Source organism: Gammaproteobacteria bacterium, from assembly GCA_016705365.1.
Taxonomy (GTDB): Bacteria; Pseudomonadota; Gammaproteobacteria; order Pseudomonadales; family UBA5518; genus UBA5518.
Genome location: JADIYI010000006.1, coordinates 190642 through 209748, shown reverse-complemented (window position 1 = coordinate 209748; position 19107 = coordinate 190642). Strand labels below are relative to the sequence as shown.

Annotated in this window: 12 protein-coding genes; 8 read left to right on the top strand and 4 right to left on the bottom strand. The window is 62.9% G+C overall.

What is annotated here, in order from left to right; all coding sequences use genetic code 11:
- Positions 1-23: 23 nt before the first annotated feature.
- The 5 genes from lpdA to htpG all read left to right on the top strand — a co-directional run bounded on the left by lpdA (position 24) and on the right by htpG (position 6448).
- Entirely contained in the window at positions 24-1475 is a 1452-nt protein-coding gene (gene lpdA / locus IPF49_06945) for a dihydrolipoyl dehydrogenase (protein ID MBK6287360.1), read from the top strand.
- Between the two features lie 125 nt (positions 1476-1600).
- Positions 1601-2764 (top strand): ADP-forming succinate--CoA ligase subunit beta, encoded by a 1164-nt coding sequence (gene sucC / locus IPF49_06940; GenBank protein ID MBK6287359.1) that lies wholly within the window; start codon positions 1601-1603, stop codon positions 2762-2764.
- A 3-nt stretch (positions 2765-2767) separates the two neighbouring features.
- Positions 2768-3640 (top strand): succinate--CoA ligase subunit alpha, encoded by an 873-nt coding sequence (gene sucD / locus IPF49_06935; GenBank protein MBK6287358.1) that lies wholly within the window; start codon positions 2768-2770, stop codon positions 3638-3640.
- On the top strand, positions 3637-4443 hold the full coding sequence (locus tag IPF49_06930; GenBank protein ID MBK6287357.1) for a DUF2889 domain-containing protein: 807 nt from the start codon (positions 3637-3639) through the stop codon (positions 4441-4443). Before sucD ends, IPF49_06930 begins: the two co-directional genes overlap by 4 nt.
- Before the next feature lie 64 nt (positions 4444-4507).
- The gene (htpG, locus tag IPF49_06925) at positions 4508-6448 is read left to right on the top strand and encodes a molecular chaperone HtpG (GenBank protein MBK6287356.1); all 1941 of its coding nucleotides are present in this window, start codon (positions 4508-4510) and stop codon (positions 6446-6448) included.
- A 19-nt stretch (positions 6449-6467) separates the two neighbouring features.
- Here htpG and IPF49_06920 read toward each other — a convergent pair whose 3' ends face one another.
- A complete protein-coding gene (locus IPF49_06920) occupies positions 6468-8033 on the bottom strand; it encodes a YdiU family protein (GenBank protein MBK6287355.1) in 1566 nt (521 codons plus the stop codon).
- Positions 8034-8218: 185 nt separating this feature from the next.
- Here IPF49_06920 and IPF49_06915 point away from each other — a divergent pair, with 185 nt between their 5' ends.
- A complete protein-coding gene (locus tag IPF49_06915) occupies positions 8219-9001 on the top strand; it encodes an enoyl-CoA hydratase/isomerase family protein (GenBank protein MBK6287354.1) in 783 nt (260 codons plus the stop codon).
- A 16-nt stretch (positions 9002-9017) separates the two neighbouring features.
- On the opposite strand, the gene IPF49_06910 is transcribed toward IPF49_06915, so the two are convergent.
- Positions 9018-11444, bottom strand: a complete 2427-nt coding sequence (locus IPF49_06910) for a xanthine dehydrogenase family protein molybdopterin-binding subunit (GenBank protein ID MBK6287353.1) — start codon at positions 11442-11444, stop codon at positions 9018-9020.
- Between the two features lie 270 nt (positions 11445-11714).
- Here IPF49_06910 and IPF49_06905 point away from each other — a divergent pair, with 270 nt between their 5' ends.
- Positions 11715-14216: a TonB-dependent receptor gene (locus tag IPF49_06905; GenBank protein MBK6287352.1), complete on the top strand. Its 2502-nt coding sequence runs from the start codon at positions 11715-11717 to the stop codon at positions 14214-14216.
- A 186-nt stretch (positions 14217-14402) separates the two neighbouring features.
- On the opposite strand, the gene IPF49_06900 is transcribed toward IPF49_06905, so the two are convergent.
- Positions 14403-14876: a winged helix-turn-helix transcriptional regulator gene (locus tag IPF49_06900; protein ID MBK6287351.1), complete on the bottom strand. Its 474-nt coding sequence runs from the start codon at positions 14874-14876 to the stop codon at positions 14403-14405.
- 358 nt (positions 14877-15234) lie between these two features.
- On the opposite strand from IPF49_06900, the gene IPF49_06895 reads away from it, so the two are divergent.
- Entirely contained in the window at positions 15235-16932 is a 1698-nt protein-coding gene (locus IPF49_06895; protein ID MBK6287350.1) for an FAD-dependent oxidoreductase, read from the top strand.
- A 509-nt stretch (positions 16933-17441) separates the two neighbouring features.
- On the opposite strand, the gene IPF49_06890 is transcribed toward IPF49_06895, so the two are convergent.
- A complete protein-coding gene (locus IPF49_06890; protein ID MBK6287349.1) occupies positions 17442-19082 on the bottom strand; it encodes an NAD-dependent malic enzyme in 1641 nt (546 codons plus the stop codon).
- Between the last annotated feature and the right edge of the window lie 25 nt (positions 19083-19107).

Sequence of the window (19107 nt, the reverse complement as noted above, 5' to 3'; positions counted from 1 at the left end):
CAACAACACAGCGGAGTTCAGACATGGCACAGCAATTTGACGTTGTGGTGATCGGCGCCGGCCCCGGCGGTTATGTCGCGGCGATCCGTGCGGCGCAACTGGGCCTGAAGACGGCCTGCGTCGAGGTGTGGAAAGGGCGCGACGGCAAACCGGTCTATGGCGGAACCTGTCTCAACGTCGGCTGCATCCCGTCGAAGGCGCTGCTCGACAGTTCGCACAAGTATCACGAGGCGCATATCGGATTCGCGGCACACGGCATTTCGGCCGCCAAGCTCGCCATCGATGTCAGCGCGATGCTCGAGCGCAAGAACCGGATCGTGGGCCAACTCACCGGCGGTATTGCCGGCCTGTTCAAGGCCAATGGCGTGACCGCGTTGCATGGCAGCGGCAAGCTGCTGTCCGGTCGCCGGGTCGAAGTCACCGCGGACGATGGCAGCCAGGAGATCGTCGAGGCCGGCAGCGTGATCATCGCGACCGGATCGGTGCCAATCAATATTCCGTCCGCTCCGTTCACCGATGATTTGATCGTCAGTTCCACCGGGGCGCTGGAATTCACCGAGGTGCCAAAGCGCCTCGGCATCGTTGGTGCGGGCGTGATCGGGCTCGAGCTCGGCAGCGTGTGGGCACGCCTTGGTGCCGAGGTGGTACTGATCGAGGCACTGCCGGAGTTCCTGATCGCGGTCGATCAGCAGGTTTCAAAGGAAGCCTTCAAGCTGTTCGGCAAGCAGGGGCTCGATATCCGGCTGAACGCGCGCGTGACTGCCACCGAGGTGACGGGCGCAAAGAACCGGCGGCGGGTGAAGGTCAGCTACGTCGAGGGCGACACGGAGAAGCACGAGGAATTCGATCGCCTGATCGTCTCGGTGGGTCGGATGCCGGTGACCAAGGGGCTTTGCACTGCCGACAGCGGTGTGGTTCTGGAGGAGCGCGGCTTCGTGCACGTCAACGATTACTGCCGCACCGATATGCCGGGCGTTTATGCCATTGGCGACATCGTGCGCGGCCCGATGCTTGCGCACAAGGCCATGGAAGAGGGCGTGATGGTCGCCGAGCGCATCGCCGGGCGCAAGACGCAGCTCAACTACGACTGCATTCCCTCGGTGATCTACACGCATCCGGAAGTCGCCTGGGTCGGCGCCACCGAACAGCAATTGAAGGCCGAAGGCATACCCTACAGCGCGGGCGTGTTTCCGTTTGCCGCGAGCGGGCGGGCACTGGCCGCCAACGACACCGCCGGGATGGTGAAAATCCTGCGGCACGAGGAAACCGACCGCATTCTCGGTTGCCATATCATCGGGCCGAGCGCCGCGGACCTGGTGCAGCAGATGGTGATCGCGATGGAATTCGGTGCCAGTGCCGAGGATATTGCACTGACCGTGTTTGCCCATCCCACGCTTTCCGAGGGCGTGCACGAGGCCACGCTCGCCGCCCTTGGCCACGCGATTCACATTCCGAACCGGAAATCCCGCAAATAGGGTATGCCCCGCCGCGATTTTCCGGGATAATCGCGCCCGCCCCCGGGGGCGCATCCCACCAGCAGGCACGCCAGGCGTGGCCTCACACGGATTCACTTACCAGCACAGCAGGACGGTAACACGCCATGAATTTGCATGAGTATCAGGGCAAGCAGTTGTTTGCCGATTACGGACTTCCGGTCTCCAAAGGCTACGCGGCGGAAACGCCCAAACAGGCGGTCGAAGCGGCCGAACAGATCGGTGGCGGCGTCTGGGTGGTGAAAGCCCAGGTACACGCGGGGGGGCGCGGCAAGGCGGGCGGTGTGAAGCTGGTCAAGAGCAAGGACGAGATTCGCGAATTTGCCTCGCACTGGCTGGGTCGCAACCTGGTGACCTACCAGACCGACGAACAGGGTCAGCCGGTCAACAAGATCCTGGTGGAAGCGTGCACCGATATCGCCGATGAACTCTATCTCGGCGCGGTGGTCGATCGCGGCTCGCGGCGCATCGTTTTCATGGCCTCCTCCGAGGGCGGCGTGGAGATCGAGAAAGTCGCGCACGAGACGCCGGAGAAAATCCATCGCGCGGCGATCGATCCGCTGACCGGCGCCCAGCCCTACCAGGGTCGCGAACTGGCGTTCAAGCTCGGATTGAAAGGCGACCAGGTCAAGCAGTTCGTCGATATCTTCCTGAAGCTGGCGAAGCTGTTCCAGGACAAGGACCTCGCGCTGCTGGAAGTCAATCCGCTGGTGATCACCAAGGCCGGCAACCTGCATTGCCTGGATGCCAAGATCAATATCGACGGCAACGCGATGTACCGCCAGAAGGCGCTGCGCGAGATGCACGATCCCTCGCAGGAAGACCCGCGTGAGGTGCATGCGGCGCAGTGGGAGATCAATTACGTTGCGCTGGGCGGGGATATCGGTTGCATGGTCAACGGTGCGGGTCTCGCGATGGGTACCATGGACATCATCAAGCTGCACGGCGGCGCGCCGGCAAACTTCCTCGATGTCGGTGGCGGCGCGACCAAGGAGCGCGTCTCCGAGGCGTTCAAGATCATTCTCTCCGATGCCAGCGTGAAAGCGGTGCTGGTCAATATCTTCGGCGGAATCGTGCGCTGTGACCTGATTGCCGAGGGCATCATCGGCGCGGTATCCGAAGTCGGGGTGAAGGTGCCCGTGGTGGTGCGCCTCGAGGGCAACAATGCACCGCTCGGTTCGAAAATGCTGGCCGAGAGCGGCCTCAACATCATTGCGGCGAACAGTCTCAAAGAGGCGGCGGAAGCCGTCGTCAAGGCAGCCAAGGGGTAATCCATGAGCATACTGATCAACAAGGAAACCAGCGTCATCTGCCAGGGCTTCACCGGCTCGCAGGGCACTTCGCATTCAAAGCAGGCGATCGAGTACGGTACCCGCATGGTCGGCGGCGTGACCCCCGGCAAGGGCGGCCAGACCCATCTCGGATTGCCGGTGTTCGACACCGTCAGCGCCGCGGTGGCCGAGACCGGCGCCGATGCCTCGGTGATCTACGTGCCGGCCCCGTTCTGCAAGGACTCCATCCTCGAGGCCGCGAACTCCGGCATTCGCCTGATCGTGTGCATCACCGAAGGTGTGCCGACGCTCGACATGCTGGAGTGCAAGGTGAAGTGCGATGAGCTCGGCGTGCGCCTGATCGGGCCGAACTGCCCCGGCGTGATCACGCCCGGCGAGTGCAAGATCGGCATCATGCCGGGCAACATCCACCAGCCCGGGCGAGTCGGCATCGTCTCGCGCTCCGGCACCCTGACCTACGAGGCGGTGAAGCAGACCACCGACGCGGGCTTTGGCCAGTCGACCTGTGTCGGCATCGGTGGCGACCCGATCCCGGGCTCGAATTTCATCGATATCCTGCGCCTGTTCCAGGACGACCCGCAAACCGAGGCGCTGGTGATGATCGGCGAAATCGGCGGTACCGCGGAAGAGGAAGCGGCGGCGTTCATCAAGACCAACGTCACCAAGCCGGTGGTGTCCTATATCGCCGGCGTCACCGCGCCGAAGGGCAAGCGCATGGGTCACGCCGGCGCGATCATCTCCGGTGGCAAGGGTACCGCGGACGAAAAATTCGCGGCGCTCGAAGCGGCCGGCGTGAAAACCGTGCGCAGTCTCGCCGATATCGGATCGGCGCTCCGGGAGATCACCGGCTGGTGAGCCCGGAAACCGTTGGCGATGCGCGCCAGCCCGAGGGCGACGGGCTGGCGCTGATAGCGCCGCTCAATCGAAACTACGGCAGTGGTTGCTATCGGCGCGCGATCCGGCTGGTTCCGACCGGATCGCACCGTCTCGAGGCCGCGCTCGAGGACGACGCGCATGCGTTTGCGCTCACGCTGGAACATGATGGCGTGCGTGTCACCGCGATCGAGGGGCGCGCGGTACGCTTTCCCCTGAGCACCTGCGATGGCGCGGTGGCACCGTTGCGTGCGCTGGTCGGCGCACTGCTCGGCGGCACCCGCCCGGAACTGAATGCGCACATCGACCCGCGCGCCAACTGCACCCATCTCCACGACCTGGCATTGCTCGCTGTCGGACACGCCTTGCGCGCCGAGCCCGAGTGCCGCTACGAGATCTGTATTCCGGATGCGCGCGAGGGCAGGACTCTCGCCACGCTGGAGCGTGATGGCGTGCGGCTGCTCGGCTGGGAGATGCGCGAGGGAGTGATCGAGACGCCGGCGCTTTACGCGGGGCAGGCTGTGCTCGGGGGCTTCAGCAGCTGGGCGAGGGCCAATCTGGAGCCGCGTGAACTCGAGCACGCATTGATGCTGCAGCGTGGCTACATGGTGGCGATGTCGAGGCGCTACGACATGGCGGCCGGAGGCCGCCAATCCGCGCTGCTGCACGGGATGCATGCCGTGTGTTATTCCTACAGCCCGGGCCAGGTCGAGCATGCTTATGGCATCCCCGGCTGCCGCCGGGATTTCACCGACGCGGCCGGTGAGCTGCTGCGCTGGACTTGAAATCGGCTTTTGCGCCCTCATATAGGCTCGTCGTAGTGCAATGCAAACGAGGAGCCCACCGCCCATGACCGCAGACAACCAGAAGCAGACCCTTGGATTCCAGACCGAGGCGCGCCAGCTGCTGCACCTGATGATCCATTCGCTCTACAGCAAGAAGGAAATCTTCCTGCGCGAACTGATCTCGAATGCGTCCGATGCCGCCGACAAGCTGCGCTTCGAAGCGCTGTCGGCACCGGAACTGCTGGCCGAGGATACCGAGCTGTCGATCTCCATCGAGGTCGACAAGGATGCGAAGACGCTCTCGATCACCGACAACGGGATTGGCATGTCGCGCGACGATGCGATCAGCCATCTCGGCACCATTGCCCGCTCCGGTACCGCGCAGTTCGTGCAGCAGCTGAGCGGCGACCAGCGCAAGGATGCCCAGCTGATAGGCCAGTTCGGGGTAGGTTTCTACAGTGCGTTCATGGTTGCGGACCGGGTGGAGGTATATTCGCGCCGTGCCGGGCTCGAGGCGGGCGCCGGGGTGCATTGGGAATCCTCCGGAGAGAGCGATTTCAGTGTCGAGGACATCGAGCGCGCTGCGCGCGGCACCACGGTGGTGCTGCACCTGAAAGACGATGCCGGCGAGTTTCTCGATGACTGGCGCGTGCGCTCGATCGTGAAGAAATACTCCGATCACATCTCGCTGCCGGTGCGCATGAAAAAGGAAGTCGCGAGCGGGGAAGAGGACGACAGCGCCGAGGCGAAGGACGAGAAGAAAGACGCGCCGAAGCACTACGAGTGGGAAACCGTCAACCAGGCGACCGCGTTGTGGACCCGCCCCAAAAGCGAGGTCAAGGACGAGGAGTACCGCGAGTTCTACAAGCATATCTCGCATGATTTCGAGGAGCCGCTCACCTGGAGCCACAACCGTGTCGAGGGCAAGTTCGAGTACAACTCGCTGCTCTACATCCCCTCGCATGCGCCGTTCGACCTGTGGAACCGCGATGCGCCGCGCGGGCTCAAGCTCTATATCCAGCGCACCTTCATCATGGACGATGCCGAGCAGTTCCTGCCGCTGTACCTGCGTTTCGTGAAAGGCGTGGTGGATTCCAACGATCTGCCGCTCAATGTCTCGCGCGAGATCCTGCAAAAGAGCGCGGCGGTGGACTCGATGCGCGGTGCGCTGAGCAAGCGCGCGCTCGACATGCTCGAGCATGTCGCCACCGACAAGCCCGAGGACTACCAGAAATTCTGGGATGTGTTCGGACAGGTCATGAAAGAGGGCCTGGCCGAGGATTTCGCCAACCGTGACAAGATCGCGCACCTGTTCCGTTTCGCGACCACCCATACCGACAAGCCGGCGCAGGATCAGAGCCTCGCCGCGTACGTCGAGCGCATGCGCGAAGGGCAGAAAGCGATCTACTATGTGGTCGCCGACAATTTCCTGACCGCGAAAAACAGCCCGCACCTCGAGGTGTTGCGCAAGAAAGGCATCGAGGCGGTGCTGCTGCATGACCGCATCGACGAGTGGATGATCGGTTATCTCGGCGAATTCGATGGCAAGAAGCTGCAGGACGTTGCGCGTGGCGATCTCGATCTCGGAGAGCTCGACGACACCACGACCAAGGAAGAGCGCGAGAAGCAGGCCGAGGAAGCCAAGGGCCTGGTCGAGCGGGTGAAGAAGGCGCTCGAGGCCCGGGTCGAGGAAGTGCGGGTTACCGCGCGCCTGACCGAATCACCGGCCTGCCTGGTGGTGGGCGATCACGATATGGGCGTGCAGATGCGCCGCATCATGCAGGCGGCCGGGCAGGCGGTTCCCGATGTCAAGCCGATCATGGAACTCAACCCCGAGCATCCGCTGGTCAAGCGTCTCGATGCCGAGCCCGACGAGGACCGCTTTGCAGCGCTGGCCACCATCCTGTTCGAGCAGGCCCAGCTGGCCTCGGGCGACGAACTCGAGGACCCGGCAGCCTATGTGCAGCGGCTGAACCGCTTGTTGCTGGAGCTCGCGGGCGGCTGAGCGGCGGAGGGAAATTCCGTCACGAACTGCACGACAGCATCGAACACCCGGCACGATTGCGGGCCCAGTCGGGGCGACGCCCCGCGTATTGATCGCGCCCGGGCTGATCCTCGTAAGGATGACGCATGACCTCGAGCAATTCGTGGATGCCGGCAGGGTCGCCCTGTTCGGCGCGGTCGATCGCCTGTTGCGCGAGGTAATTGCGCAGCACATAACGCGGATTGGCCGCATGCATGCGCGCCCGGCGTTCAGTTGCGGGCAGGGCATCGCGTTTGACGCGTGAACCGAGTCTGCCCAGCCAGCCGACGAGTTCCTGCCCGGCATCGCGCATCTTCACCTCATCGTAAAAGGCCTCGGCGAGTGGTGCCAGGGTCGGTGCGTCCGGATCCACGGCATCGAGCGCGCGAAAGAAAATCGTCATATCGACCTCGGCGCGCTGCAGCATGCCGTGCAACTCCTCCATCAGCGCGACATCCTCATCGAGGCATTCGCGCAAACCGAGTTTCGCGGCAATGGCATTGCGTTGCCCGGACCCGTAAACATCCACATAACGCTGCAGGCCCGCCTGCAGTGGCTCGACACCGGGGAACAGCGGCACCAGCGCATTGGCCAGCCGGCTCAGGTTCCAGTAGGCGATCTGCGGCTGCTGCCCGAAGCGGTAGCGGCGTCCCTGCGCATCGGTGGTGTTGGGTGTCCAGTCGGGGTCGAAATTGTCGATCCAGCCATAAGGGCCGTAATCGATGGTCAGGCCAAGGATCGACATATTGTCGGTGTTCATCACGCCGTGCACGAAGCCGACGCGCATCCAGTGCACGATCATGCGTGCCGTGCGGGCGCAGACTTCGGCAAACCAAAGCCTGCGTCGCTCCGCGATGTCTCCCGCATCGGCGAGTTCGGGAAAATCGCGCGCGATCGTGAAATCCACCAGCTTTTCCAGCACAACGGTATCCTGACGCGAAGCCGGCAGCTCGAAGTTTCCGAAGCGGATAAAGGACGGCGCCACGCGACACACGATCGCCCCGGGCTCGGGCCGCGCATTCCCGTCGTAAAACATGTCGCGCACCACCTGATCTCCCGTGCCAACCAGGCTCAGCGCGCGCGTGGTCGGCACGCCCAGATGATGCATCGCTTCACTGCACAGGAATTCGCGCACCGAGGAGCGCAGCACCGCGCGACCATCGGCGGTACGGGAGTAGGGGGTAAGTCCCGCACCCTTCAACTGCAGTTCCCAGCGCTCGCCGCGCGTGTTGATCGTTTCACCGAGCGTGATCGCGCGCCCGTCACCGAGTTGACCCGCCCAGTGGCCGAACTGATGACCACCGTAATTCGCCGCATAGGGCTCCATCCCGTGGAGCAGCGCGTTGCCGCCAAACACCTCGGCAAACCGTTGCGAGGCAATTTCACGTTCGTCGATACCGAGCAGCGCGGCGACCTCGCGCGAATGCGCCAGCAGGCGTGGCGCCGCGACCGGGGTCGGTTGCACGAGCGAGAAGAGGGCGCCCTGTACCTGGCGCTGGCGCAAGCCCTGTTCCGGGTCGCCGGGAAGATCGCGCACAAACCGGTTGTCGAATCGGAGATTGTTCATGGCACGAGTATAACAATACGGCAATGCCAGCTATCTGATGCATGCGGTACCCGGCAGCTCATGTCATTTCGCTCCTTGGCGGCGATGCTGCCCGCGAGATTATCCGATATGGTCAGGCAGATTGACAAAGCGCCCGGTGATCAGGGAAGCTTGGGACGATCACCGATCCGCTAGCTGCCACGGAGATGACAATGAGTGCACGCCCCGCCTACTTCGACCGCTACAAAACCATTTGTTTCGATCGTACCGCGAGCGGAATCCTCACGATCCGCCTGCACAGCAATGATGGCCCCGTGGTTTATGGCAGTGCGCACCACAATGACTGGGTGCATGCCTTCTTCGACATCAGCGCCGATCGCGACAACAAGGTGCTGATCATCACCGGCACGGGCGATGAGTTCATCGCAACGGAACGCTGGGACAAGCCCTACGACAAGGTCGAGCATTGGGACCAGATCTACTGGGAGGGCAAGCGGGTACTGCAGAATCTGCTCGATATCGAGATTCCGGTCATCGGTGCGATCAACGGGCCCGCGCATGTGCACGCGGAGATTGGCATCCTGGCCGATATCACGATCGCCGCGGATCACGCATCCTTCCAGGATCTTCCGCACGTCCCTGGCGGAGTGGTGCCGGGCGACGGAGTGCATGTGATCTGGCTCGAGCTGCTCGGTCTCAATCGTGGCCGCTACTTCCTGCTGAGCGGCCAGATCCTGTCGGCGCAGGAGGCGCTCGCGCTCGGTGTCGTCAACGAGGTCGTGCCGCGGGAGCGGCTGCTCGAGCGAGCGATGGAGCACGCCGTGAAGTTGCTCGCCATGCCTGAAATCGCGCGCCGTTACACGCGCAACGTGCTGGTCAGCCGGATGCGTCGGCTCATCCTCGAGGGAACCGGTTACGGGCTGGTGCTGGAAGGAGCGGCAATCCAGGATGCGCTGCAGAACCTGACGGAAGTGCGCTCCCGGGAGTGATGCGCCGGAGCCAGGCTCATGCCCTGGCGTTGCCCTGCAGCAGTTTCCACAGACGGTTGGGTGAGGCGGGCACCTCGCGCGCCCGCAGACCGAGCGGGTGCAAGGCATCATTGATGGCGCACATGATGGTAGCCGGAGTGATATGAATGGCTCCCTCGCCACACCCCTTGGCGCCCAGAGGCGAGACCGGGGAGGGGGTTTCGAGGGCGATTTTCTCGCTCATCGGCACCTCGTGGATGGTCGGCAGCAGATAATCCATGAAGGTGCTGGCCAAGGGCTGGCCGGTTTCGTTGTAGGGGTATTCTTCCAGCAGTGCGGCCGCGACGCCTTGGGCAATCCCGCCCTGCAGCAGGCCCTCGAGCGTGGCCGGATTGAGCCGCGTGCCGCAGTCGTCGGCGACCACGTATTTGAGTATCTCCACCTTGGCGGTTGCGATATCGAGTTCGATCATTACCAGATGACAGGCATTGGCGGCAGTCAGATAACTCCTGGCACGGCCCTGCTCGTCGATCGGCTCGCGGCCCTTGGCGGTCCACACGCTGGTGGCTTCCATTCCGAGTTCCATGCCGGGCGGCAGCAGATCACTGCGTGACAGCGCAACAGCGGCGACCTCGGCCAGTGACATCGATATATCCGGCATGCCGACGAGTTGTAGCCTGCCGTCCAGCAGTTCCACCATCTCCGACGAGCTTTGCAGCAGCGGGGCGGCGATCGCGATCAACTTCTGCCTGAGCTTGTCGGCCGCGCTCATCGTCGCGCCGGTAATTGCTACGCCGAGCCGGCTGCCGCCGGGGCCGAAAGCGGGCGGAGCCGACAGCGTGTCGAGCGCGATGACGGTGATCTCCTCGGGATCGGTGGCGAAATAGTCGGCAAGCAATTGCGCGACGAGGGTGTACTGACCCTGACCCTCGGAGGTGAAACCGACGCGGGCGGTAATCTTGCCGAACACATCGATGGCGATCGTTATCCCCTCGGCGACACCAATCCCCGGCATGCCGACGATGGCGTAGGCGTTCCAGTCGAACACGCCGGGCTCCACCGTGTTGGCAATGCCGATACCGATGTGGCGTCCCTGTTGGCGCGCTGCGGCCTGCTGGCGGCGCAGCGCGGGATAGTCGGCGCGCCTCAGTACGGCGTCCAGGGTTTTTTCGTATTCGCCGCTGTCGTACTCGTTGCCACTCGGGATCGTGTACGGGAACTGCTGCGGGCGGATGTAGTTGCGCCGGCGTATCTCGGCGGGGTCCATGGCGAGCTGGCGGGCGGCAATATCGACCATCTGCTCCAGCACGAAAAAGTGCGGTGGAGGTCCCATGCCGCGATAGGCGCTGGTCGACAGTTTGTTGCTGAGAACGATGGTGACGTCATAGGACGCGACGGGGATGGTGTAACAGCCGGTGAACGCCGCCAGCGGCTTGCCGGCACCGATCGCGCCGTAATTCTCGCCGCTGGCGCCGATATCGTCGATCAGCCTGATCCGCAGCCCGGTGAACCGGCCATCGTTCATCACCGCCAGCTCCGCCTCGTAGAAGCGGTCCCACGACTGGCCGCCGCCGCTGGTGAGGTACTCGATGCGATCCTCTATCCATTTGACCGGAGCGCCACCGGCTTTGCGTGACAGCAGGCAGATGATATTGATGGCTCGTGGATTGCCCTTGCCGCCGAAGCTCCCACCACGCGGGTGGCTGATCAGGCGTACCTTGTTGGAGGGCAGGCCGAGCACGCCGGCGACCGCCAATGCTGTCAGGCGGGGCGACTGCACGCTGCCGCGTACCGTGACAGCGTTCCCGAGGCAGTCCCATTGGCAGATGCAGCCGAAGGTTTCGAGCGGATTCGCACCGACGCGGTTCCAGCGAAACGACTCCCTGAAAACATGATCGGCGCCGGCAAACGCCTGGTCCACCTCGCCCCAGGTAAATTTGCGCTGGAATACCGTGTTGGAGGGCAGGGTTTCGTTCACCCGCGGACTGTCCGGACGCATTGCGGCGAGTGTGTCTACCACCGCCTCGAGTGGCTCGTATTCCACCTCGATCAGCTCCAGCGCATCTTCAGCAATGTAGCGACTGCTTGCCGCAACGGCTGCGACCGGCTCGCCCACGTAGTGCACCTTGTCGGTTGCCAGGCAGTAGAGGCCTGTTCCTTCGGGATAGCCGCTCGATACATGGCTCCAGCGCCGCACATCATCGCCGGTGATCACGGCGCTCACTCCGGCGAGCTGTTCCGCTCTGCGGGTATCGATACGCCTGATTCGCGCATGGGCATGCGTACTGTGCAGGATCGCGCCGTGGAGCATCCCGGCAAGACTGAGGTTATCGATGAACTCGGTGCGTCCGGTCACCAGCTCCGGATCCTCGAGACGACGCATTTCCTTGCCGATCCAGCGGCGATCCCTGGTGGGAATATCCTCCAGTCTCGCCTCCCCGGCGTCGTTGATTTCCTTTTGCATCGGGTTCGAACCTCAATGGATGATCTGCTGCTCGAGCAACTCATGGTAGTGCGGTGCGGACCTTCATGGTGCGATTTTTGCTAAATATAATCAAGATACTTGACGATAATTAATACGGCCCCCTAGAATTCATTAGCCAGTCGGGAGCTGGCATGACGCGCAAGCGAAACCCGGTTGAAGGCACGGGCGCTTGCTCGAGTATCCGGTTCGGTATCCACGGAGCCCTGCTTTATTCAAGCAAGCATCTATAAATATCTGGAGACCTTTCATGTGCGTAACCATCCTCTGCAATACAAGTTTCGCCTGTCCGCCCTGTCGCTCGCGATTGCCGCGACCGCAGGCATCGGCGCACCCGCAATGGCTCAGGACGCGCGCAGCAGCGGGCTCGAGGAAATCGTGGTCACGGCCCAGCGCCGTGAGGCTTCGCTGCAGGACACCCCGATCGCGATCACCGCGTTTACCGCCGACAGACTCGTCGATCTGGGCGTTTTCGACGTGACGCAGGTCGCGAACTTCGCACCGAACGTGACCATACAGAAGCAAGTTGGCACGAACTCGAATATGGGGATCAATATCCGTGGTGTCGGCATCGGCGAAACGGCGCTGCTGATCGATCCCAAGGTCGGGGTCTATATCGACGGTATCTACGTGAGCAAGACCATCGGCGGGGTGTTCGACATCGTGGACCTGGAGCGCATCGAAGTGCTGCGTGGACCGCAGGGCACCCTGTTCGGACGCAACACCACGGGCGGCGCGATGAACGTGACCAGCAAGAAACCGACCGGCGAACTCGGCGGCAAGGTCGAGGCCTCGGTGGGCAATTACGGTTATATGCGTTACGGCGGCAGTCTCGACCTGCCGGCAGTGGGTGATTTCGCCGCCAAGATTTCCTACATGGCCATGGAGACCGACGGCTGGCAGCACAACCACTATGACGGCGCCCCCGTGCAACCGGCAACCACGGTCGAGGACGACCTGACGTCCAGGGACAACGAGGCCTACCGTATCGCGCTGCGCTGGACACCCACCCAGTCGCTCAGCTTCGACTACAGCTATGACAATACCGACAACAAAGGTGTGCCGGCAGCGTTCCAGATCACCGAGGTCAAGACCAGCATTTACAACGGCTTCACCTCGACGCCGTTCGATTTTCAGGCCTATGGCGGCTCGTTGTACCGGCAGATGGCCAACACCGTTGGCAATCCCAAGGATCGTCACACGGATTTCAGGATCGATTCGGCTACCGAGGACTGGCTCCAGGTGGAAGGCCACACGTTCACCGCGGCCTGGGAAGCAGCCGACAACCTCACACTGAAGTACCTCTACGGCAAGCGCAAGACGGAATGGGGCTACGGCAGCTTTGACAATGATGGCGGTGCCTACATGGCGCGCGATCTGTTCTACGGCGTGTTCGCGGGCAACAACGGCAAGATTCCGATACAGGGATTCAGCGCAGCGCTCGACGACGACCTCATCGATATGGACTCGCACGAGTTCCAGATCATCGGCACGGCGTTCGAGGACAAGCTGAACTACACCGGCGGCCTGTTCTACTATGAGGAAGACGTTGAGGAGACCAATCCGCAAACCTATTCGCTGCCGATCGCTTTCGTCGCTGACCAGGGCGCCTATACCCCGGGACTGGGGCAATTGTATGACGCGGCCGGCTTCTGCCCGGCCGCCTATGGCGGGTACCTGTGCGTGGGAAGTCAGCGCCTGCCGATACCCGGAGACAGCGATCCCGGTATTCCCGGGCTGGTCGACTTTGTCTATGGCCAGCACGCCAAATCATGGGCAGCCTACGGCCAGGGGACGTATGCGATCACCGATCAGTTCGACCTGACGCTGGGCATCCGTTATACGGAAGACGAGAAGGATGCCTATCTCTACAATCAGAACATACTTGGCACAACCGCGGCTGCTCCCGGCAAGGCCGACGACAAGTGGGATAATGTCAGCTACCTGGTCAACGGCAATTACGCGATCACCGACGATATAAACGTCTACCTGAGCTACGCCACCGGCTACAACAGCGGTGGTTTCAATGCGCGCGCGAGCAACCTCCCATCGTTCCAGACACCGTACGACAAGGAAGAAGTCGAGACCTGGGAGCTCGGTCTCAAGTCCGAGCTGCTCGACAACCGCCTGCGCCTGAATGTCGCGCTATTCACCAACGACTACACCGATATCCAGATCAACCAGTTCGAGGCGGGTACCGGTGGTGCGTCGAGCCGCATCGTGAACGCGGGCGCCGGCACCTATCGAGGCATCGAGTTCGATATCGCGATGGTGCCGGTCGAGGGTCTGACCATCGACCTGACCTACGGCTACCTTGATGCCGAGTTCGACGAGTACCTGGCGCTCAACCCGGCCACGGACATGATGGAGGATATCTCGAACGTGACCACGGTAAACCAGGCGCCGGAGAACTCCGCCTCGCTCGGGGTGCAGTACGACTTCGAGCCCTTCAGTTTCGGGACGCTGTCGGCACGCGTGGATGTGGCGTACAAGGACGAGTTCGTGTTCCACCCGTTCAACAACCAGTATGACTCCGCTGACGACCGTACCCTGGTCAACGGACGCATCAGCCTGAACGACATCAAGCTGGGCTGCTGCGAAGAGGGTTCGCTGCGGGTATCGCTGTGGGGCAAGAACCTGAGCGACGAGGAATACCGCGAATGGGGTATCGACTTCGGCTCGCTGGGTTTTACCGGAAACACCTACGGGGAACCGCGCACCTACGGGCTCGACGTGGTCTACAACTACAACTGATCCGCTTGCGGGCGGTGTCGTGGGGCGGCCTTCGGGCCGCTTTGGCTAAGTCACTTTGAAGGCTTTCGCCGATGCTATCGCACGGCGCCACGACATCCCTGAGCCGAGGGAAACATCAGAGCGCCATGATCCGGGGACGGATGGAGAAGAAAACGCCGCCCGTACTGCTTCCTGCTCGCGGGTGGTTCATCGCTCTTTTTGATGAATCCTGTGGTGCAGTTCTTCCAGAAGATCGCGCAGGTGCCGCATTTTGGTCTCGCCCATCAGGGACGCGTATTTTCGCTGAATCGCCTCGCCGATCTCGGTGCCCTCCTTGATCAGCATGCGTCCCTTGCGGGTAAATCTGACGATCTTGGCCCTGCCATCGCTCGGATCGGGGATCCGCTCCACGTAACCGAGACGCTCGACTTCATCGACGAGTTGTCCCATCGCCTGCTTGGTCATCGATGCACGCCCGGCAAGCTCCGTAAGTCGGGTGCCATCCAGGCTGAGGTAAGTGAGTATCGCCTGGTGGGATGATTGCAGTTTGCGGTGACCCACCCTGGAATATTCCTCGAGTGCGCCTTTCTGGAAATCCCTGGCGACTTCAAGCAGCGCCTGGCCGACATTGGTTTTGCGGTAGTGATCCAGGTCTGCCTGTTTCAGATCTGTCTTCGCCATGGGTTCCCGAGCAACTCCGCAAAAGGGGTGAAAGTACGCCGGATGATTATAGGGAATGAATTCGCATACCTGCGCGGCCCCTGATGGTGCTCTGCAACCAGCGATGCCTCCGAAGCCGGTACGGACTTCCGCGGTCATGACGCCCGGGCGGCAGCTTGTCGCCGAACAGCGGGAATCGAGCGCAGTCCTTGCAGTCATAATAGTCAGGAATGTTGACCGATATCAATGGTCTGGATCGATGGCCATTGATAATTTCCCGGACGGAAATCTCGACGCATCGATGCGCGACGTGTGCGCCGGCACGGTAGTGCTCGCGAACTGCATGTGAAAGCCAACAGCCATGGCAGGGCATACTTCAATGAATCAATGGGATGAGGCGGTCGACTTTCTGATCGTTGGCAGTGGCGCCGCCGCGATGTCAGCGGCAATCACTGCCCACGATCTTGGTGCCAGGGTAATGCTCGTGGAAAAAAGTCCGCAGTACGGTGGTTCCTCGGCGATGTCCGGTGGCGGGCTGTGGGTTCCGAACAATCACCTGATGCCGAAGGAGGGGTTCACGGACTCGCCCGCCGATGCATTCACCTACACCAGGGGATGCGTTGGCGAAGAGGTTGGCGAAGCACGTCTGCGGGCCTACCTCGATAACGCCCCCAGGGCCGTGCAGTATCTGTGCGAAAACACCCATCTGCGGATGCACATCGTCCCCGATTACGCGGATTACTATCAGGATGTGCCAGGTGCGAAGGAGGGAGGACGCTGCCTGGAGGCGTCGCCTTTCGACGGCAGACGGTTGAGCGAAGCGGAGTTCCTCGAGATGCGCGAGACAGCACCGCAGGAACTGATCATGAATCGCATCTCGATGGTGATCTCGGAAGCACAGGCGTTCCTGACCCGCTCTCCTGGCTGGATCAAGCTGCTTGCGAAGCGGATGGCCGAATATCTGGGCGACTTCGGCTGGAGGCTCAAGTCGCGGCGTGATCGTCGCTGCGCGATGGGCAACGCGCTGATCGGCGCATTGCGCCTGTCGCTGAAGGATCGAAACATCCCGCTGTGGCTGAACACGCCGGCGCGACGGATCATCATGGAAAATGGACGGGTCGCGGGCGTGCAGGTCGAGCATGAGGGCAAGAAGCGCTGCATTCGCGCTGATCGCGGGGTACTGCTCGCCGCTGGCGGTTTCGACAACAATGCCGCATTGCGCGAGCGGTATCTGCCGCATCCCACGCACCCCGATTGGAGCTGCGGTAATCCCTTCTCGACAGGTGATGCGCTGCAGATGGGGCTGGAAGCAGGTGCAGGACTGGAGTTCATGGATGAAGCATGGTGGGGGCCGACGGTCGTGGTTCCAGGCGAGGAACGTGCCCGCATGCTGGTCATCGAAAAATCCCTGCCGGGAGGGGTGCTCGTCAACAAGCTCGGCAAGCGCTTCGTCAAGGAGACCGCGGCCTATAACGATGTGGTCAAGGCGATGTACGCCAACCATAGCGATACCTCGCCCTGTATTCCCGCATACCTGGTTTTTGATGCGAACTTTCGCCGTAAATATCCCGCGGGACCGCTGTTGCCCGGCGGCCAGCAACCCGACTGGCTGGTAAACCGCGATATCCGCAAACGTTTCATCCAGAAAGCCGATTCTTTGGAGGAACTGGCCATGATGCTGGGCATCGATCCGCATGCCCTGAGTGAGACAATCGCGCGGATGAACGGCTTCGCCCGCTCGGGCAAGGATCCGGAGTTTGCCCGCGGAGAGAACGCGTTCGATCGCTTTTACGGCGACAAATCGGTCACCCCGAACCCCTGCATGGCACCCATCGAAAAGCCGCCCTTTTACGGGATCGAAGTCTACCCCGGCGAGCTGGGTACCAAAGGCGGACTCAAGGTGGACGAGCGCGCCCGCGTGCTCACCGCAGCCGGCGACCCGATTCCCGGGCTCTACGCCGCGGGCAACTGTTCCTCGCCTGTCATGGGGCGCACTTATCCCGGCGCGGGATCAACCCTGGGTCCGGCAACCACCTTTGGCTACGTGGCGGCCCGGGATGCCATTGCCGGCGGATGAGCCATCGCTTCGATCGATATTATTGACCGCAGGATCACGGGCAAATACCATTTCAAAAGTAATGTAACGTTAGTGAACGTTACCCCCCCCCCCCCCCCCCCCCCCCCCCCCCCCCCCCCCCCCCCCCCCCCCCCCCCCCCCCCCCCCCCCCCCCCCCCCCCCCCCCCCCCCCCCCCCCCCCCCCCCCCCTCCCCCCCCCCCCCCCCCCCCCCCCCCCCCTAAAAGTGCCGGGTGAGGTGATTGATCATGAACCTGACATGTGCGTCGCCTCGAGGAACGCGAGTTTCGCGCTCGGGGGTGCGCCCCTGGGAGCACGAAAAAGGCTTCGTACCGGAAAATGCGCTGTTCCAGAAAGTCAGTGCCTCGAACGATGCCAGGGAAGGGCCGCGCGCCTGCGCCGGGAAGCGCCAGCCCGTCTTTCGCGGTAACCAGCCCCCTGCGGGTTATCGGGTTCAGCGCAGGGCAGGTGACGGAGACTCGACATCTGGCGGCGCTGTCGCGCTGCACGCTCAGGCATATTGCGGATATTCCGGCCGATACATCTGTTCCCGGATATCGGCCATCGGCTCAGGTGGACGCTCGCGTGCGGTGAGGCCATGACGGTAGGCGATCTCCGCGACCTCGAGTGCGATCTGTGCCGAGACATCGCGGATTTTCGCCAGCGGCGGATAGATGCGCCCGAGTGCGAGATCCTCGTCGCTGACCTGTTGCGCAAGTGCGTTGGCGGCGGCCAGGAACATGTCGTCGGTGACGCGGGTGGCGCGGCTTGCGATCAGGCCCAGACCCACACCCGGAAAGATGTAGGCGTTGTTGCCCTGGCCGGGTACATGGGTGCGCCCATCGAGCGTCACCGCTTCGAACGGACTGCCGCTCGCGAATACCGCGCGGCCATCGCTCCAGCCATAGACCTGGGCGGCCGTGCACTCGGATTTCGAGGTGGGATTCGACAGCGCGAAGATCACCGGCCGTGGGTTGAACTCTGCCATGGCGCGCACGATGTTCTCTGTGAACTGGCCGGGTTGGCCGGAGGTGCCGACGAGAATCGTGGGCCGCAGCGCGGTGACGGCTTCCTCCAGCGTCGCGAGCGGCGGGTGCGGGTGCGCGAACGGTGCTTTCTGCGCCGGGATCTCCGCCCGCGCGGCGGTCAGCAGGCCGCGGGTGTCGACGAACCAGCAGTGCCGGCGCGCCTCGGCGGCGTCCATGCCGCGCTCGATCAGCCCCGCAACCACCGTTTCGCCGATGCCGATGCCGGCCTCGCCGGCGCCGTGGAACAGGATGCGCTGATCCTCGAGGCGCTGCCCGATCAGGCGCAGAGCCGCCAGCATGCCGGCATAGGCCACCGCGCCGGTTCCCTGGATATCGTCATCGAACACGCAGGCCCGCTCGCGGTATTTCTCCAGCAGCCTGAACGCATTGCAATTGCCGAAATCCTCCAGCTGGATCACCAGCCCCGGGAACACCTTGGTCGCGGCGCTCATGAACTCCTCGATCAGTTCGTCGTAGGCGGCGCCGCGCAGTCGTGGGCGCGGCGTGCCGATATAGAGCGGATCGGCGAGCAGGCTTTCGTTGTTGGTGCCGGCATCGATCGTCACTGGCAGGCATTGCGTGGGCTGGATGCCGGCGCAGGCGGTATACAGCGCGAGCTTGCCGATCGGGATACCCATGCCGTCGACGCCGAGATCACCCAGTCCGAGAATCCGCTCGCCGTCGGTGACCACGCAGATCCGCGCCTCCGGGTGCGGCCAGTTGCGCAGCAGCGCCTCGATCCGGCCGCGATCGTCGTTGCCGATGTAAAGGCCGCGCGGGCGGCGGAAGATATGGCCGTAGGTCTGGCAGGCGAGCCCCACGGTCGGGGTGTAGATCAACGGCATCATCTCGTCGATGTGGTTCATGACGACGCGGTAGAACAGGGTCTCGTTGCGATCCTGCAGATCCATCAGGAACAGGTAGCGATCGAGATCGGTCGCGCGCGAGCGCAGGTTCGCCAGCACGCGCTGCTCCTGCTCCGCGACGGTGTGCACGCGCGGTGGCAGCAGTCCCCGCAACCCGAGAATCTCGCGCTCGCTGGCGGTGAATGCGGTACCCTTGTTGCGCACCGGATCGTGCAGGATCTTTACCCCGCGCGGCAGCGTCGTTGCTTTCTTGTCCATGCCGATCGTTCTCGCGCGCGCCGCA

Coding starts and splice junctions, on each gene's coding strand:
- IPF49_06890 (MBK6287349.1), bottom strand. CDS start 19,082: ATGGACAAGAAAGCAACGACGCTGCCGCGCGGGGTAAAGATCCTGCAC.
- lpdA (MBK6287360.1), top strand. CDS start 24: ATGGCACAGCAATTTGACGTTGTGGTGATCGGCGCCGGCCCCGGCGGT.
- IPF49_06895 (MBK6287350.1), top strand. CDS start 15,235: ATGAATCAATGGGATGAGGCGGTCGACTTTCTGATCGTTGGCAGTGGC.
- IPF49_06915 (MBK6287354.1), top strand. CDS start 8,219: ATGACAATGAGTGCACGCCCCGCCTACTTCGACCGCTACAAAACCATT.
- IPF49_06910 (MBK6287353.1), bottom strand. CDS start 11,444: ATGCAAAAGGAAATCAACGACGCCGGGGAGGCGAGACTGGAGGATATT.
- sucC (MBK6287359.1), top strand. CDS start 1,601: ATGAATTTGCATGAGTATCAGGGCAAGCAGTTGTTTGCCGATTACGGA.
- IPF49_06920 (MBK6287355.1), bottom strand. CDS start 8,033: ATGAACAATCTCCGATTCGACAACCGGTTTGTGCGCGATCTTCCCGGC.
- htpG (MBK6287356.1), top strand. CDS start 4,508: ATGACCGCAGACAACCAGAAGCAGACCCTTGGATTCCAGACCGAGGCG.
- IPF49_06900 (MBK6287351.1), bottom strand. CDS start 14,876: ATGGCGAAGACAGATCTGAAACAGGCAGACCTGGATCACTACCGCAAA.
- sucD (MBK6287358.1), top strand. CDS start 2,768: ATGAGCATACTGATCAACAAGGAAACCAGCGTCATCTGCCAGGGCTTC.